The sequence below is a fragment of the Burkholderia sp. 10_S31 genome (assembly GCF_056930375.1).
The window spans coordinates 610,082-627,429 of the sequence record NZ_JBXOWK010000001.1; the positions used below are offsets into that span (position 1 = coordinate 610,082).

11 protein-coding genes are annotated in these 17,348 nt (G+C 66.2%); 6 read left to right on the top strand and 5 right to left on the bottom strand.

What is annotated here, in order from left to right:
• Positions 1-104 precede the first annotated feature (104 nt).
• The 4 genes from AC1Z3W_RS02800 to AC1Z3W_RS02815 all read left to right on the top strand — a co-directional run bounded on the left by AC1Z3W_RS02800 (position 105) and on the right by AC1Z3W_RS02815 (position 5,235).
• Positions 105-290 (top strand): hypothetical protein, encoded by a 186-nt coding sequence (locus AC1Z3W_RS02800; protein ID WP_244104882.1) that lies wholly within the window; start codon positions 105-107, stop codon positions 288-290.
• A 436-nt stretch (positions 291-726) separates the two neighbouring features.
• Positions 727-1,401, top strand: coding sequence for a response regulator (locus AC1Z3W_RS02805; RefSeq protein ID WP_057926340.1), 675 nt, complete (start codon positions 727-729; stop codon positions 1,399-1,401).
• Positions 1,402-1,557: 156 nt separating this feature from the next.
• Positions 1,558-4,596, top strand: a complete 3,039-nt coding sequence (locus tag AC1Z3W_RS02810; protein WP_483506923.1) for an ATP-binding protein — start codon at positions 1,558-1,560, stop codon at positions 4,594-4,596.
• A 273-nt stretch (positions 4,597-4,869) separates the two neighbouring features.
• On the top strand, positions 4,870-5,235 hold the full coding sequence (locus AC1Z3W_RS02815; RefSeq protein ID WP_260428284.1) for a fimbrial protein: 366 nt from the start codon (positions 4,870-4,872) through the stop codon (positions 5,233-5,235).
• A 292-nt stretch (positions 5,236-5,527) separates the two neighbouring features.
• On the opposite strand, the gene AC1Z3W_RS02820 is transcribed toward AC1Z3W_RS02815, so the two are convergent.
• The 4 genes from AC1Z3W_RS02820 to AC1Z3W_RS02835 all read right to left on the bottom strand — a co-directional run bounded on the left by AC1Z3W_RS02820 (position 5,528) and on the right by AC1Z3W_RS02835 (position 12,655).
• The gene (locus tag AC1Z3W_RS02820) at positions 5,528-5,821 is read right to left on the bottom strand and encodes an ESPR-type extended signal peptide-containing protein (protein ID WP_057926342.1); all 294 of its coding nucleotides are present in this window, start codon (positions 5,819-5,821) and stop codon (positions 5,528-5,530) included.
• 177 nt (positions 5,822-5,998) lie between these two features.
• Entirely contained in the window at positions 5,999-9,436 is a 3,438-nt protein-coding gene (locus tag AC1Z3W_RS02825) for a GLUG motif-containing protein (RefSeq protein WP_483506925.1), read from the bottom strand.
• Positions 9,437-9,608: 172 nt separating this feature from the next.
• Entirely contained in the window at positions 9,609-11,261 is a 1,653-nt protein-coding gene (locus tag AC1Z3W_RS02830; RefSeq protein WP_260428283.1) for a ShlB/FhaC/HecB family hemolysin secretion/activation protein, read from the bottom strand.
• A gap of 377 nt (positions 11,262-11,638) precedes the next feature.
• Positions 11,639-12,655 carry a 1-aminocyclopropane-1-carboxylate deaminase gene (locus tag AC1Z3W_RS02835; protein ID WP_057926345.1) on the bottom strand — a complete coding sequence of 339 codons (1,017 nt, stop codon included), beginning with the start codon at positions 12,653-12,655 and terminating at the stop codon, positions 11,639-11,641.
• Positions 12,656-12,847: 192 nt separating this feature from the next.
• Between AC1Z3W_RS02835 and AC1Z3W_RS02840 the strand changes: the two genes are divergently transcribed.
• Complete coding sequence (locus AC1Z3W_RS02840) at positions 12,848-13,348, top strand: Lrp/AsnC family transcriptional regulator (RefSeq protein ID WP_057926346.1); 501 nt, start codon at positions 12,848-12,850, stop codon at positions 13,346-13,348.
• A gap of 416 nt (positions 13,349-13,764) precedes the next feature.
• Here AC1Z3W_RS02840 and mdeB read toward each other — a convergent pair whose 3' ends face one another.
• Complete coding sequence (gene mdeB, locus AC1Z3W_RS02845) at positions 13,765-16,503, bottom strand: alpha-ketoglutarate dehydrogenase (RefSeq protein ID WP_057926347.1); 2,739 nt, start codon at positions 16,501-16,503, stop codon at positions 13,765-13,767.
• A gap of 164 nt (positions 16,504-16,667) precedes the next feature.
• On the opposite strand from mdeB, the gene AC1Z3W_RS02850 reads away from it, so the two are divergent.
• Positions 16,668-17,195: an Lrp/AsnC family transcriptional regulator gene (locus AC1Z3W_RS02850; RefSeq protein WP_049032659.1), complete on the top strand. Its 528-nt coding sequence runs from the start codon at positions 16,668-16,670 to the stop codon at positions 17,193-17,195.
• Positions 17,196-17,348 lie beyond the last annotated feature (153 nt).

Genomic DNA, 17,348 nt, shown 5'->3' on the forward strand with positions numbered 1-17,348 from the left:
CCGTGGGCGGTGACGACGAGGTCCGAAGAATGGAAGGCAGCGCGACGCATCGGCAACGGTGGCGCAGATCAATCAGGTGAGAAAAGGGGAAGACCGTGCGCTACATGGTGAAAGTCTTCGTAATGTTGCTCGATTTCGCCACGCTTCCCGAGAAATCCAGAAGAGACTTTCTCGGCAGGATGAACGAATTCCTGATCATGTCGCCCGTGCAGAAGCGGCGCGCGATCAGCGAATGGAAGCAGGCAGTCGAGGAACGGGGCGAATCGGGCGAAGGTGCCCACAGACCATAACGACGATCCGGATGCGGGCAAGCGGTCGATGCGCGGCAGGCTCGCTGCTGCGCGAGTGGTTGCGGTGGCAGGGGATGGGGCGGGGCGACGCGCGATGCGGCGTTCAGGTCCGGGAAGCCGACCTATGTGTCGGCGTGTGTCCCGATCACCATGCGTGCTGCCGGCCCGGAAGTGCATGCCGATCGGTAACACCCGCTCATGTTCGGCCGGCGCGCCCATGCTGGGCATGCCACGGGGCGACGCGACATGCAGCCTGCTTCGACCTGTCGGCCAATGCTTACGGTTTTGCACTCGTTTTATCTTAAAATCGAGTCGCGCTTGCATTCTTCGATGTGTCGAATGCGACGGGTCGAATCGACGGCCTGTCGACTGGATGGCCCGCATCCTGCGGCTGTTGGCGGATGCGCGATCAAAAGCCTCGGGGAGAAATGGGACGATGGATGAATTCTTTGTGCGCGTGATGGTGGCCGACGACCACCCGTCATCCGCGATCGGGATGTCGCAGGCGCTCGCCGATAGCAGCACGATCCGGCTCGTCGACTCCGTGTCCAATTCGACCGATCTCGTGGCAGCGCTCGACGAGAAGCCGAGCGACGTGCTGGTGGTCGACTACGTGATGCCCGGCGGCAAATTCGGCGACGGGCTCGTGCTGCTGTCGTTTCTGCAGCGCCGCTATCCGGCGCTGAAGCTCGTGACGATCACGATGATCGACAACCCGAGCGTGCTGCATGCGATTCGCAAGCAGGGTGTCGGCTGCATCCTGAGCAAGTCGGATGCGATTTCGCATCTGGTCGGCGCGGTCCACGCGGCGTATGTCGGCGCCAACTACCTGTCGCCGCATATCAAGCAGTTGCTGGAGTCGACGGGCACGTCCGATACGGCCCGCCCGCTGACGACGCGCGAAATCGAAGTGGTGCGCCTGTTCGGTGCCGGTTATACGGTCGGCGAGATCGCCACGCAGCTTCATCGCAGCAAGCAGACGATCAGTTCGCAGAAAACCAGCGCGATGAAGAAGCTCGGCATTGTGCGCGACGCCGACCTGATCCGCTATGCGAGCGACGGCAACCTGGTCGACTCGGCGGCGCCCGATGCGCCGGCCACAAGCGAATAGCCGGCGCTGAACGTGACCGCGCCGAATGCATCGACGATCGCATCGCGCGACTGCGTGCGATTCGTCCGCTCGGCATGCACGTCGGGGCAAGCGGCGTGCGAAGTGCCCGACGCGCAGGGGTGTGCCTTCCTCGTTCCGCGCTAACGAAAACGATCCATGCCCGCAAAACTGAAACGACTTCTCGCGCATGCGGCCGCGGTGGGCCGCAAGCCGTTCGATCCCGGGCGCGTCCGGCGGCAGCAGCAGATGCTGCTGTACGGCGGCGGTTGTGCGGTCACTGCGTTCATTGCCGTCTGCGCGGCGCTGGTTATCCGGCTCGACATCCAGGACAGTCTGGCACGGGCACGCTCGACGTTTCTTCAGCGCGAAACGCAGTTCTACGCAAGCCTGCAAACTGCGGACCGCATGCTGATGATGCTCGGGACCCGCACGGAACTGCTGTGGCGCAAGGGCGCACAGCCTCCGCTGGATGCGCTCAGGGCATTCTCGGCGGAACACGGCCGGTTGGCCGCCGGCAACGCCGGCGGCGGGACGCCGTTTTTCGCGATGGCCGAGGTGGCGACGACCCGACCGGCCGAATCCTATGGCCGATATCTGGGTGCGGTACTTGGGCAAATCGACCGGGGCGCGCGCTACCCGTTGAATCCGCCGGACGCCGAGCCGATCGGGGGCTACCTGATCGGGCTCGATGGACCGTTTCTTGGTGTGTTGGGGGCGGGGGTCGTCGCGCGCGCGCGGGCACTGCCACCCGACACCGACCTGCGGGCGTTGATTGACAGCCTGATGCCCACCGGCGCAACGAAGCAGAAGCCGGACATGCAAGGCGCGACATTCATGCTCGATCGTCGCTACGACCCGATCGTCGGGCGCACCGTCGTACGGTTCGCACGGCGGCTCGACGACGCGGACGGTCGCCCGTTCGGATGGCTCGTCTTCAACGGCCGGTTCCGTCTCGACGACATCATGTCGCCGCAGTCCGACGACGAGGACGTCGCAGTCCTGGATGAGCGTGGCCGTGTCGTGTTCGGGCGGCTGCGCGATCCAGCACTGATCGAGCGAGCGATGGCCGATGCAGGTGCGCAGTCCGGTAAGCATGTCGTCGTACGCCGGATAGGCATGCGGTTTGCGATCATGGACAGCCTGCCCGATACCAGCCTGACCATAGCAACCACCTTCTCGTGGCGAAGCGTGGCGAGGGCGACTGCTGTCGGCGTGAGCGTGACGCTCGGGGCCGCGTTGCTTGCCGTCGTGACGCTGTGGATCACGATCGTGACGTTCGATCGTCGTGCGCTGCGCCCGGCACACCGGCGCGCGATCCGTCTGATCGAAAGCGAGGCGTTCAACCGGACGTTGATTCGCACCGCACCGGCCGGCCTGCTGCTGCTATCGGCGGCCGATGGAGAAACAATGGTGCGCAACGACGCCGCGCTCGCGTACGACGACGGCGCATCGGGGCTCCCGCTCGGCAAGCGTATCTGGCAGGCCTGCCGCGAGCGACAGCAGACAGGCACGGGCGAGCGGCGCTTCGTCATGCAGCAGGAACTGGCGGTCGAGCGCGCCGGTCACGACACGACGTATCTCGCGGCGCACGTCGTCCGCACCAAATTCCGCGGCGTCGACGTTCTGCTCTGCACGCTGACCGACGTCACCGCACGCAAGCTGACCGAAGACAAGCTGCGCGAAGCGCGTGTGGCCGCAGACTACGCCAACAAGGCGAAATCGACGTTCCTCGCGACAATGAGCCACGAGATCCGCACGCCGCTCAACGCGATCGTCGGCAACCTGGAGCTGATGGAGCGCGCCGACCTGCCTGCGGTCGAGCGGCAGCGCCTGAAGACGATCGTGTCGTCGTCGGACGCGCTGCTGCGCGTGATCAACGACGTGCTCGACCTGTCGAAGGCGGAATCGAACCAGATGGCGCTGGAGCACATGCCGTTCGACCTGCGGCGCGTGCTGAAGGAGGTCGCGGCGATCTTCCGGCCGCTCGCCGAAGCGAAGGGGCTGGCGCTCGAATGCCGTATCGCGCCCGAACTGGCCGACGGCTACCTGGGCGATCCGACGCGGTTGCGCCAGCTCGTGTCGAACCTCGTGGGCAATGCGATCAAGTTCACGGAGCGTGGCGGCATTGCGATCGACGCGCGGCTCGCGGGCGGTGGCACCGGTGCGGGCGGCGTCGAAATCGCAGTGCGCGATACGGGTGTCGGCATTCCCGAGGACGCATTGCCGACGTTGTTCGACGTCTATATGCAGGCCGATGCATCGATCTATCGTCGGTTCGGCGGCACCGGGCTCGGCTTGCCGCTGTGTCGCCGCATTGCGCGGCTGATGCAGGGGGAGCTTGCGGTCGAGAGCCGGGTGGGCGCGGGTTCGACGTTCGTGGCAAGACTGCCGCTGCCCGACGCGCCGGCCGGCTGGCGGGGCACTGAACCCGACACGGATGCGGCGTATGCCGCGCAAACGCCGGATCGGCACGATGACGCGGAGCCGCTGCGCGTGCTGGTGGCCGAGGATCACCCGGCCAGCCGTGTGCTGCTGCGGGATCAGCTCGACGCGCTCGGTCATGACGCGACGATCGTCGAGAACGGCGTCGAAGCGATGCGCGCGTACTTCGTGCATCCGTTCGACGTCGTGCTGACCGATCTCAGCATGCCGCAGCTCGACGGTTTCGCGCTGGCGAATTTCCTGCGCGAGCAGGGCGCAACGGTACCGGTGATCGCGATGACCGCGCATGCGACCGATGAAGATCGTCGCCGCTGCGCGCAGGTCGGGGTGGCGGAAGTCGTGCTCAAGCCGTTGTCGATCGATGTGCTTGACGCGGCATTGCAGCGGCATGGGGGACAACGCGGCGCGCGGGCGGAGCATGCTCAATCCGGAGCGTGTGAGCCGGCGCCGGTCGTAACCGATGAAATTCGCCACGCGTTGCGCGAAGCCACACTGCGCTCGCTGGGTGCGATCGAGGCGACACTGTCGAGCGGCAACACGAACGCGCTTGCGATAGAACTGCACTCGATGCGCGGCGGTTTCGCACTGGCCGGCGACAGTGTCGCGCGAGACGCGTGCGCTCAGATGGAAGCGACTGTGAACTCGGGTGGTGCCGCGGCGTTTGAATCGCACTGGGTCGCGTTCCGGGGCACGATCGAACACGCGCTGGAGCGGATCGGCCATCGAGGAGGCGCGGCGTTCGTCAAGGATTGATGCGTCTCCTGCCGGACAGGTCGACATGATGTCGGTCCGTGCGAGGAGGGAAATGACCCGAAGCCAATTCGGGCAGCGGCGCGTTCATTAAAAGAAAACAAACGCGTCGCACGGAGACGGGCGCGATCGCGTGGTCGCGCGGCGCAACGCCGGATTCGATCGTTCGACGGCCGGTCGTGCCACGGCCGTGGCGTCAATCTTTTAAATGGAGATCCATCGAGGAAACTCAGCAAACTCGTTCTGGCAAGGGGCGTCACCGCGGCACTGTCCGGCATGGCACACACGGCGCAGGCCGACCCGGTGTCGAAGAAGATCACGCTGACCGCGCAGATCAACGACGGCATCTTCGTGTCGGAGCCGGACGGCTCGACGTGGTACGGCACGGAAGAACTGCAGGCGACCGACTACACGCAACGCAAGTTCGAAAAGTCGCTGCCGGTTCGCATCTGGTCGACGAGCGCCGATGTCAACGTCTCACTTGCGCAATCGCTGAAGCTGACGAGCGGCAGGTACGAAATGGCGAACCCGATGGTGTCGCTGTCGCCCAACGGGGGGGGACAAGGAAATCAAGTTCGGCGGCGCCGAAAAGATCACGCAAGTGACGATTGGCCTCGGCGGCAAATATCCTTCGCGGACTGACTCAGGACTTATGGCAGCGCGTCAGCGCCTCTGGTGTGCGAACCGAATTCGACAGTGAACGGAACGCGAATACAGGTTCTCGAAGGCGATATCGTTTTAAAGCCGCCACGGGGTTGGCATACTGACTGACGGCTCTGATTATGCCGCCCGTCATCGATTTTCCAGCAGCCGCTCTTGAAATGAGCGGGTGCCGTCATGTAGAGCCCAACGAGCCCAACGAGCCCAACGCGTTCAACAGGCTATCGCCAGCTGACTGGGCCGTTGCGCCACTGCCCGCCGATCTTGCCGGTGTTCAAGCCGACCGTGGAATAAGGCTGGACCGGATAACAGATACCAGATGCAGACGACTGCTCAACGTCGACGCGCGGATCCTGTTGTCGTCTTCACGAAAGATGTCGGCGTTGCCGGCGGTGACGTTCCCGTTGGTGGGCAGCGCGAAGGCGGGCAGCGCGGTAAAGCCGAGCAGCGAGAGGGCGGTGGCGATGCGCTTGGCGCTGCCGGGTTTGGTACGTCGGCGCGCGGTCTCCCTGACGGCACTCCAGCATCCTTGGGCCTGATTCCAGGCTGTTGCGGAGGTCTTGTTCATCCTTCGGTCATCCTGGTTGACTTTTGGAAGTCCGGCCGACCTTGAAGGCCGATCGGCCGGCGGGTGGTTGCCGACGGCCTCGCGGCCGCCGGCGACGAGCGGTCAGGCCACTCGTAACAGGCGACGGAATCCGGCCTGCCGTTCAGGCGGCGCAGCCGGAACCGTCAGGGTTCACGCTCAGGGCTTCACCAGGCCGTAGTCCAGGCCGACCAGCGCGCCGTAAAACTGGTCGTAGCCAGCCTTTACGTCGACGCGGCTGGTGCTCGACGAGCCGTAGACGCGGCCGAAATTGCCGCCGACGAGGCCGCCGAGCCGCGCGTACCGGCCGCCGGATACGGTGCCGTTCGACGACGACGACGCGGTGATGGTGCCGCCGTTGTTGCCGACGAGGCCGCCGACGTAGCTGGCGTCGCCGCCCCTGGCGGAGCCCGTCGCGCGCGACTGGTCGATATTCCCGGTCAGGATGCCGACGAGGCCGCCGACATTGCTCTGCATGCCGGCTTCGACGTCGCCCGACGCCGTCGACCGTACGATGTCGCCTCTCTCGCTGCTGCCGACGAGGCCGCCGACCGACGAGAAGTCGCCCGCCCTCACCAAGCCAGTAGCACGGGAATCGGCGATCGTCCCGAAGTTGCGGCCGACGAGGCCGCCTGCACGGCTCGAAGACCCGGCCGACACGTTGCCCTTGGCGCTCGACGTGAGGATGCGGCCCGCGTTGTACCCGACGAGACCGCCTGCCGAGCTGTTGTCCAGCGCGGCGACATTGCCTGATGCGTTGGAGGAATCCAGCGTGCCGGCGTTGGTCCCGGCAAAGCCGCCGACCGTGCTGTTGTCGCCCGCCGCTACGTCGCCGGATGCGTCGGATGCCTCGATGCGACCGGCATTCACGCCGACAAAACCGCCGACCGTGGCGTTGTGGTCGCCGGCCACGTTGCCGCTGGCCAGGGACGTTTCGATGAAGCCGTCGTTCGAGCCCGCGAAGCCGCCGAGCGTCGATTTGCCGATGGCCCGGACATGGCCTTGCGCGTCGGACGCATGGATGCGGCCCGCCGTGCCGTTGCGGCCGACGAAGCCGCCGGCGAGGCTGTCGGCGCCGGTGACGACGTTGCCCGTCGCAGTCGACGCGTCGATGTCGCCGTCGTTGTAGCCGGCAAAGCCGCCGGCCACCGCCTTGCTGCCCGCCGTCACGTTGCCGTTGGCCTGCGACTTCCGGATCCGACCGCTGTTCGTGCCGACGAGGCCGCCGATCGTGCTCGATGCGGCCGCGAACACGTCGCCGTCGGCCGTGGACGAGTCGATGTCGCCGAGGTTCACGCCCGCGAGGCCGCCCGCGACGCTATGCTCGCCGACGCTCACCTTGCCGCCGGCGCGCGATTCCGAGATGGTGGCCAGGTTGAGGCCGACGAGCCCGCCTGCGATGGCGTTGTTGCGCGCAGTCACGATCGCGGACGACGACGACTGCTTGACGATGCCGTCGTTGATGCCGACGAGTCCGCCGACCTTCGCGTTGGCGGCCGTCGCGTTGATGGAGCCCGCACTCGACGAGCGCTCGATCATGCCCGTGTTGTGACCGACCAGGCCGCCGGTGGCGCCATCGTGCGCGGCGTCGATGCGGACGTCGGCATGGCTGTCGCGAATCGTTGCCGATACCGGCGGCTTGTTCAGCAGCGTCAGGTTCTCGCCCACGAGGCCGCCGATCGCGTACGCGTAGCGATCGCCTTCGATGCGGCCGGATACCTTGGCGTGTTCGATCGTGCCGCCATAGTTCGAGCCGACGAGACCGCCGATGATCGCCGGCCCCGTGGCCGAGACCGCGACATTCGTGGCCGTCACGTTCGAGATCGTGCCCGAGTTGCTGCCGGCGAGCGTGCCGACCGAAGTTTGCCAATACGGCAGACCCGATGCGGTCGTCACGATGTCGCTCAGGTTGAGGTTGGCGATGCGGCCGGCGTTGTGCGAGAACAGGCCGACGGCCGTCTGGCCCGGATTGGAAATCCGCAGGCGTGTCACCGTGTTGCCGAGGCCGTCGAACACGCCGTAGAACGCCTGGTCGCCGCCGATGCTGCGCAGGCTCGTGTTCGCGCCGTCGATCGTGTTGCCGATCACGTAGCGGCCACCGCGGTTCGCATCGACGTTACGCAGGTCGGCGATGGTATGGAGAACCTTGTAGTCCTCGCCGTTCGAGCGGAACGACGCGTTGTCGCCGGACAGCGTCACGGCAGCGCCGTTGTTCAGCGTATGGCCGTTCTTCGAATTGAGTTCGAGGTGCGCGTTGCGGCCGGTGAGCTTGACCGCATCGTTGATGCGGATCCTGTCGGCGGCGTTGACGTTCAGGCTCGCGTTCGCGCCGGCGGACGACACCGTTTGCTGCAGATCGACGTTCCCCTTCTGCGACGTGAGCGTGAGCGCGCGATCGCTGTCCCACGCGACCGGGCCGCCGACGGTGAGATCGCCTTGCGTGTTCGTCAGTGCGACGTTGGTGGTGCCGAGGTTGTCCGACAGCGTGTCGGCGTCGATCGATGCGCCGGCCGGATAGAGGCTGTCGGTCTTGTTGTTTGCGACGCCTGCATTGGCCGCTTCGATGGTCCAGGTGCCGGCGGTGTTGCCCGCACGCGTGTCGACCGTGGTGCCGCGTGCGACACGAACCTGTTCGCCGCGCGTGACGACGGCACCGGCCGGCGCATCGGCGTCGGCCGCGCTCGCGTCGAGTTTGCCGCCGACGAGGACGGTGCCGCCATCGAGCGTGATCTTGCCGGCGTGGCTGGCGAGCCCCTTCGCTTCGATCGTGCCGGTGTTGTTGACGACGGCGTTCAGCAGGTTGCCAGCGGCGCGTGCAGTCATCAGCACTTCGCCGCCGTCGGCCTTGAGCAGGCCGCCGTTGTTGGCCTGCGCATCGACCGCGCCGCCTTCGACCTGGAGGCTGAGCAGGTCGTTGCCGTCGAAGTTGACCTTGAAGGTGTTGCCCGCGCCGAGCGCAATGCGGCCCATCTTGGCCTGGATCACGCCGTTGTTGGACACGCGTGCGCCAAGCAGCGCGACGCTGCCGCCGTCGGCGGCGGTGATGTGGCCGTCGTTGACGATCGATGCGGTGGAGTTGCCCGAGAAGCGGTAGTTGCCGGCGAGGAAGTCGGCGTCGGCGATGTTCCGGGTGGATGCGACGAGGCCGCCGACGTTGATCTGCGCGCCGGCACCGAACAGCACGCCGTTCGGGTTGACGAGGAAGACCTTGCCGTTGGCGTCGAGCCGGCCGTGGATCTGGCTGCCGTTGTTGCCGACCACGCGGTTCAGGGCAATCGACGTGGTGCCGGGCTGATGGAACGACACGCGCTCGTTGCCGGCGATGTTGAAGTCGTTCCAGTTGGTGATGAGCTTGTCGGTGTGCTGGTTGATCGACATCGACTTGCCGTCGTTCTCGCGGATGATGTCGGCCTTGCCGGACGTGATGTTCTCGCCGGTGGGCAGCGCGAAGGCTGGCAGGGCGACGATGCCGAGCAGGGAGAGGGCGGCGGCGACGCGCCTGGCGCTGCCGGGTTTGGCGCGGCGGCGCGCGGTTTCCCCGACCGCACTCCAGCATCCCTGGGTCTGGTTCCAGACCAGTGCGTAGGTCTTGTTCATGTTTTTTCCTCTGGAAAAAGTACTGGGATATGGCTTCGTATTGGTACGTATACCTAACGAAGCGGTGAAGACGGAAATGCGTGACTTGCACGCTTCCGACGGTGCGGGCAGCTACGCCGCCCGCGCTACTTGCGGCCCTGCCATGCCTGGCGGGCCGCTCGTCGAATGCCGCTCAGAAATACTGGGCGGCCTGCAGCCAGACACTCGGTGAGCGCGTGGCCGACGCGACCGGATCGGCGTAACCGACCGGCAGCGCGGCGGTGACGCTGACTTGATGACGCGAGCCGAACCAGCTCGCGCCGATACCGAGCGACGACAGCTGCACGGTGTTGCGCTCGCGCGACCAGCGCTGCTTGCTGAGCTGGATGCGGCCCGTGTCGGCGAACGCGCTCAGTTGCCAGCCGGGTGCGGCGAGATAGCGCAGTTCGGCCGTGGCCTGCCACCCTTGGTCGCCGCTGCCGGCGCCGAGTGCGAACGCGCGCACGCCGTACGGGCCGCCGAGGCTGAATTTTTCCGACGCGTCGAGGTTGCGCGACGACAGTTGCGCACTGAATTGGGTGTAGAGCTGGAATCGCGGGCCGAGCGCCTGCAACCGCAGCGCATTGATGTTCAGCTTCGCGAACTGGCCCAGCGTATGGACGTAGTAGTCCATGTCGAGCGGATCGTTGCCGCCGAGGTGACCGATGCCGACGGTCGCGGAGAAGCCGGTGCGGCCGCCGCCGTCGAAACCATCCTGGTTGTTGCCGCTCACGCCGAACGACCACAGATCGACGGTCTTGTCGCCGACCACGTCGAACACGCCGTACACGTCGCGCAGGTGCTTGTTTTCGTAGGTAACCTGAGCATCGACACTCGTGCGCCGGCTGCGCAGCAGCGGCTGCGTGACGAATGCGGAGCGGACGTCCGCTCCGCCGTGGTAGCGAAGCGCTTTCAGGCTGCCGCCGATCCGGTAGTTCATGTCGGAATACGCGATGCCGACACGCGTGGACGCGGGGCCGACCGGTACCTGATACGACGCGCGGTAGTAGTGCTGATTCGTGTTGCTCGTCAGGCCGCGCAACGAGAAGCGATCGCCCACGCGCAGCGGCGCGTTGACGTCGATACTGCCGGTTGCGCGGTAGCGGCCGGTCAGCGGATCGCCGAAGTTGTCGAGCTCGATCGAGCCGGTGGCGAGCCTGGCCGGGTCGGCGTCGATCACGAGGTCGGTCGTGCCGGGCTCGGCGCCGGGCCGCAGCGTGCCCTTCGCATCGACGCCGGGCATCTCGTTCAGCAGCGTGAGGCTGCGTTCGAGACGGCCGCCGTGCGCGATTTCGCCGGGTTGCAGCGACGTCAGCGGCTGGCGCAGCGCGCGGTCCAGCACGCGCGTGCGGTTGTGCAGTTCGATCTGCCCGTAGCGGCCTTCGACGACGGCGATGCGCACGACGCCGCGTTCGATGTCCTGACGAGGCAGATAGGCACGGGCGAGGACGTAGCCGTGCTCGCGGTAGTAGGTCGTGATTTTGCCCGCGGCCTGCTGCAGATCGTTGAAACTCAGGTCGCGGCCGACGAGATCGGTGAGCAGCGCGTCGAGCTGCGCTGCCGGAATGGCCGCATTGCCGTCGATGACGAATGCGCTGACCGTGACGCGCGGGCCCGTTTCATCGCTCGCAGCGGGCTCGGGTTCGGCGGGCGCGACGTCGATCTTCGGGCCGGTGGCCGCAGGTAGTGACGGGCGCACGGTTTCGATGTCGCGCATCGATTGTCCCGCGCTGGGCATCTGCGAGAACGCGTAGCCGGGGAGCAGCAGCGTGGTGGCGACACAGCCGATCAGGCTGCGTCCCGTCATGACGCGCCATGCATGAGCACTGGTGCGTGCGGTGCAGCGGGAGAAGGTACCTGCGGTTGCGCGTGGCGCACTCGCGTGCGAGCCGGAGACGGTTGCCGATTTGCGCGCGAATGCGGGCACCTGAATGTGACGAACGATACGAATATCCCACCCCGGATAGGAAATCAGGACCGGTCTCGGACGTTGGAGCCGATCGGTTGGTATAGGCGGGGATATTACGAAACGGTTTCACGCGTGAATATTGAACAAGTACTAGCGCACGTGCGAAATCAGTCAGTTTTGCACGATTTTTTGTGCCGGCTGCGTTTGGCTTCGCAGATCGGCGTAGAACGGCGCGGCGCGATCGACCGCGCGCCGCGTCGATATCGGGGTGCGCGTCACCCGTTGCAGAAAATCTCGCTATACGCGCTCAACGCCGGCACGCCACCGAGATGCGCATACAGCACCTTCGATCCCGGTTCGAATTCCCCACGACGTACCTTGTCGATCATCCCGTGCATCGATTTTCCTTCGTAGACGGGATCGGTCAGCATGCCTTCCAGTCGTGCACACAGGCGAATCGCCTCCAGCGTGCCATCGTTCGGCAGTCCGTATTCCGGCCCGGCATAGCGCGTGTCGAGCACGACGTCTGCGTTCGTGATCGGCCGACCGAGATCGACCAGTTCGGCCGTATGCCGCGCGATGCGCGTGATCTGTTCATGGGTGCGCTCGGGTGTCGCCGACGCGTCGATGCCGATCACGCGGTCGGCACGCCCGTCGGCCGCGAAGCCGACGACCATTCCCGCCTGCGTGCTGCCCGTCACCGAGCAGACCACGACGTAATCGAACTTGAATCCGAGTTGTGCTTCCTGCGCACGCACTTCTTCCGCGAAGCCGACGAACCCGAGCCCGCCGAGCGGATGCTCGGAACAGCCGGCCGGAATCGGGTAAGGCTTGCCGCCCGCCTGCCGCACGCTCTCCATCGCGTCCTCCCAACTGCGGCGAATGCCGATGTCGAAGCCGTCCGACACGAGCCGCACGTCCGCGCCCATCATCCGCGACAGCTGGATGTTACCGACGCGGTCGTACACCGGGTCTTCATAGTTGACCCAGTGTTCCTGCACGAGCACGCATTTCATCCCGAGATGCGCGGCGACAGCCGCGACCTGGCGCGTCTGGTTCGACTGCACGCCGCCGATCGACACGAGTGTGTCGGCGCCTTGCGCGAGTGCGTCGGGGACGAGGTATTCGAGTTTGCGCGTCTTGTTGCCGCCGAACGCGAGGCCGCTGTTGCAGTCCTCGCGCTTCGCGTACAGCTCGACCTTGCCGCCGAGGTGCTCGCTCAGGCGCTTGAGCGGCTGGATCGGCGTCGGGCCGAACGTGAGCGGATAACGAGGGAAACGTTGCAGGTTCATTGGCGTGCTCCGGAAAGCGGTGGGCGGGAAATCGGATCGTTCGGACACAGCCGGCAAGGCATGTCCCGACGAGAAAAATGATAGGCAGAAGCGCGCGAAATGAGCTTGCGAAGTAAATAGAGATGGCCTACGTTATCGATGGTATGTGGGAGAGACAAACAATTTTGATTCGTCGATAAGGAAGATCGCGCAATGAAATTAGATCGAGGTAGCGCATCGCTGGCCGACGCCGCACCGGCGCTCGATCGCATCGATCGCGCGATCCTGCGGCAACTGCAGCAGGACGCGTCGATCTCCAACGTGAGCCTCGCGGCGAAGGTGAAGCTGAGCGCGCCGGCGTGCCTGCGGCGCGTCGAGCGGCTGAAGGAAATGGGGCTGATCCGCGGCATCGTCGCGTTGCTCGATCCGAAGCCGCTCGGTGCGGGGATGCTGGTCGTGATCGGCTTCGTGCTGGATCGCTCGACGCCCGAAGCGTTCGCCGCGTTCGAGAAGGCCGCTCAGAAAGTGTCGGGATGCGTCGAGTGCCATGTCGTGACCGGTGAATTCGACTACTTCATGCTGGTGCGCACGCGCGACAACGACAGCTTCAACCGGCTGCACGCCGAGCAACTGCTGTACCTGCCCGGGGTGCGGCAGGTACGTTCGTTCATGGTGCTCAAGGAGATTCTGTCGACGCATGCGCTGCCGTTGTAGACGCCTGCGACTGGCGAAGATGTGGCCGGCGGATGCGCCGGTGTCGGTAAGCGGACATGCGCTGCCGTTGTAGACGTGTGCGACCGGCGAAGATGTGGTCGACGGATGCGCCGGTGTCGGTAGGCGGACATGCGCTGCCGTTGTAGACGTGTGCGACCGGCGAAGATGTGGCAGGCGGATGCGCCGGTGTCGGTAAGCGGACATGCACCGCCGTTGTAGACGTGTGCGACCGGCGAAGATGTGGCCGACGGATGCGCCGATCGAGATAAGGCGACTTCAGCGGATGAGCGGCATGCGTCGAAGCACGCCGCGCGTGCGCGGTTCGTCCGCCGGCGATGCGGAAAGGGATGCCCGCCTGTCGGGCGGCAGCCGTGCGGCCGCCCGGCCGGGCCGAGCAAAGTCGAACGATGTACCGCTCAGCGCTGCCAGGGCGCCGCGCCAGGCTGCTGTTCGGTCTTGCCGAGCCGCTCGCGCGCATCGCGCACGATCTGCGCATCGATCTCGCCTTCGTCCGCAAGCGCCTTCAATGCAGCGAGCACGATGCTCGCCCGATCGACTTCGAAGAACGCGCGCAGCGCCTCGCGCGTATCGCTGCGGCCGAACCCGTCGGTGCCGAGCGTCACGTAGCGGCGCGGCACGTATGCGCGGATCAGCTCGGGCACCGCGCGCACGTAGTCGGTCGCCGCGATCACGGGGCCGCGCGTCGCGGCAAGCTGCTGCGTGACATAAGGTTCGATCGCCGCGTCGCCGAGCCGCGACAGCCGTTCGGCTTCCATCCCGTCGCGCTGCAGCTCACTGAAACTCGTGACGCTCCACACGGCCGCATCGATGCCCCAGTCGTCCTTCAGCATCCGCTGCGCGGCGAGCGCTTCGCCGAGGATCGCGCCCGCGCCGAGCAACTGCACGCGCGCGGTGGCGTTCGCGTCGGACGGCAGCCGGTGCATACCCTTCAGGATGCCTTCGCGTCGCGCGGCCGGATCGTCGTCGGGCATCGACGGCTGCCCGTAGTTCTCGTTCGTGACGGTCACGTAATAGAACACGTCGTGCTGCTGCTCGACCATCTCGCGCATCCCCGCATCGACGATCGTCGCGACTTCGTACGCGAACGCCGGATCGTACGCGCGGCAGTTCGGGATCGTGGACGCCGCGAGATGACTGCTGCCGTCCTGGTGCTGCAGCCCCTCGCCGCCGAGCGTCGTGCGGCCCGACGTCGCGCCGACGAGGAAGCCGCGCGAGCGCTGGTCGGCAGCGGCCCAGATCAGGTCGCCGATGCGCTGGAAGCCGAACATCGAGTAATAGATGTAGAACGGCAGCATCGGCAGGTCGTGCACGCTGTACGCGGTCGCGGCGGCGATCCACGACGACACCGCACCGGCTTCCGAAATCCCTTCCTCGAGAATCTGCCCGCGCGTGTCCTCGCGGTAGTACAGCATCGAGCCGAGATCCTCGGGTTCGTAGCGCTGCCCGAGCGGCGAATAGATGCCGACCTGCCGGAACAGGTTCGCCATGCCGAACGTGCGTGCTTCGTCCGCGACGATCGGCACGACGCGCGGGCCGAGCGCCGGGTCCTTCAGCAGCGCGGCCAGCATGCGCACGAGCGCCATCGTCGTCGACATCTCGCGGCCCGCCGCGTTCAGCGCGAACGCACCCCAGGCTGGTGTCGGCGGGACGGTGAGCCCCTCCGACGCCACCATCCGCCTTCTGGGCAGATAGCCGCCCAGGGCAGCCCGGCGAGCGTGCAGGTAGCGCATCTCGGGGCTGTCTTCGGCTGGTTTGTAGAACGTGAGCTGCTCGACGTCGAGATCCGACAGCGGCAGCCGGAAGCGGTCGCGGAACGCCTTCAGGTCGTCGACGTCGAGCTTTTTCTGCTGATGGGTCGTCATGCGCCCCTGGCCGGCTGCGCCCATGCCGTAGCCCTTCATCGTCTTCGCGAGGATCACGGTCGGCTGGCCGCGGTGGGCGAGCGCGCGCGCATACGCGGCGTGCAGCTTGCGCGCGTCGTGGCCGCCGCGGCGCAGGCGGTCGATTTCCGCGTCGGTGAGCTGCGCGGCGAGTGCGTCGAGTGCCGGATCGCGGCTGAAGAAGCGCGCGCGGTTGTATGCGCCGTCGTTCGCGGAGAAGGTCTGGAACTGGCCGTCGACGGTATCGGCGAATGCGCGGGCGAGCGCGCCCGCATGATCGCGCGCGAACAGCGGATCCCAGTCGGAACCCCACAACACCTTGATCACGTTCCAGCCGGCACCTGCGAACAGCGCCTCGAGCTCGTCGATCACGCGGCCGTTGCCGCGCACCGGGCCGTCGAGCCGCTGCAGATTGCAGTTGATCACGAACACGAGGTTGTCGAGCCCGTCGCGCGCGGCGAGCGACAGCGCGCCGAGCGATTCGGGCTCGTCCATCTCGCCGTCGCCGAAGAAGCCCCACACCGTGCGGCCTGCCGTGTTCGCAAGGCCGCGATGCTGCAGGTAGCGCATGAAGCGCGCCTGGTAGATCGCGTTGATCGGGCCGATGCCCATCGAGCCGGTCGGGAATTGCCAGAAGTCGGGCATCAACCACGGGTGCGGATACGAACACAGGCCGGGCCCCGCGATTTCGCGGCGGTAGTGCTTCAGGTGTTCGTCGTCGAGGAAGCCTTCGAGATACGCGCGTGCATAAACGCCGGGCGACGAATGCGGCTGGAAGTAGACGAGGTCGCCGCCCGTGCCGCGTTCAGCGTTTTCGCTGCGGGCTTCGGCCGTTGCCGCGCGGAAGAAGTGGTTGAAGCCGACCTCGAACAGGTCGGACGCCGATGCGTAGCTCGCGATATGGCCGCCGAGCTCGCCGTAGGCGCGGTTCGCGCGCACGACCATCGCGAGCGCGTTCCAGCGCAGCGCGGCCGACAGCCGCTCTTCAAGCTCGGCATCGCCCGGGTAGGGCGGCTGGTCGTGCGCGGCGATCGTGTTCACGTACGGCGTGACGGACCCGCGCGCCGCTGCCAGGCCGTTCGCGTGCGCGTGCGCGGCGAGCCGGTCGAGCAGGAACTGCGCGCGATCCTTGCCGACGTGCGCGACGACCGCGTCGAGCGCTTCCAGCCATTCGGTGGTTTCTTCGGGGTCGGCGTCGGCATGCGCGAGATTCGCGTGCCGCGTGGCGTCGATTCCGTTCGACAGGTCCGTCATCGCAGGTCTCCCGCGCACCGGTTCGGAGCGGCGCGCAATCAGTGGCAATCGGTCGAATCATGCTACCCGCCGATCCGCAAAATATGCGTCTGATTTCATTGGGATTTCTGGATTGAATAGTGTAAATATTCCGGTTATGGCCACTCTTTCGGAATATTTCGACCATGAGCGCAAACCCGCGGCGGCTCGACCGCATCGACATCGGCATCCTGAACCAGCTTCAGCAGAACGCGCGGATCACGAACGCGGAACTCGCGCGTGCGGTGAACCTGTCGGCTACGCCATGCTTCAACCGCGTGCGCGCACTGGAGAAGCTCGGGCTGTTCCGTCAGCAGGTCACGCTGCTCGACCCGGAGCCGCTCGGGTTGCGAATCAACGTGTTCATCCAGGTCAGCCTGGAAAAACAGGTCGAGGATGCGCTGCAGCGTTTCGAGGAAGCGATCTCGCAGCGGCCCGAGGTGATGGAGTGCTACCTGATGTCGGGCGACGCCGATTACCTGCTGCGCGTCGTGATGCCCGACATGCGGACGCTCGAGCGCTTCATCATCGAGCGGCTGACGACGATTCCCGGCGTGTCGAACATCCGGTCGAGCTTTGCGCTGAAGCAGGTGCGCTACAAGACCGCGCTGCCGCTGCCGGCGGCGGGGCTCACGCTCGTCGATCCGGACGAAGCCGCTTCGGACTGGAGCTGAACGCGCGTTAGCGGGGGACGCAGTCGGCTTGCCGACGGAACGGCGACCGTCTCCCGACACCGCCGAAAGAGACCGAACGAAATGCGCACACAAGCGCGTTGCACCTTCACGACGCCGCGCGGCGCGATCGCGTATGCTCGTCCCGTCAACGGC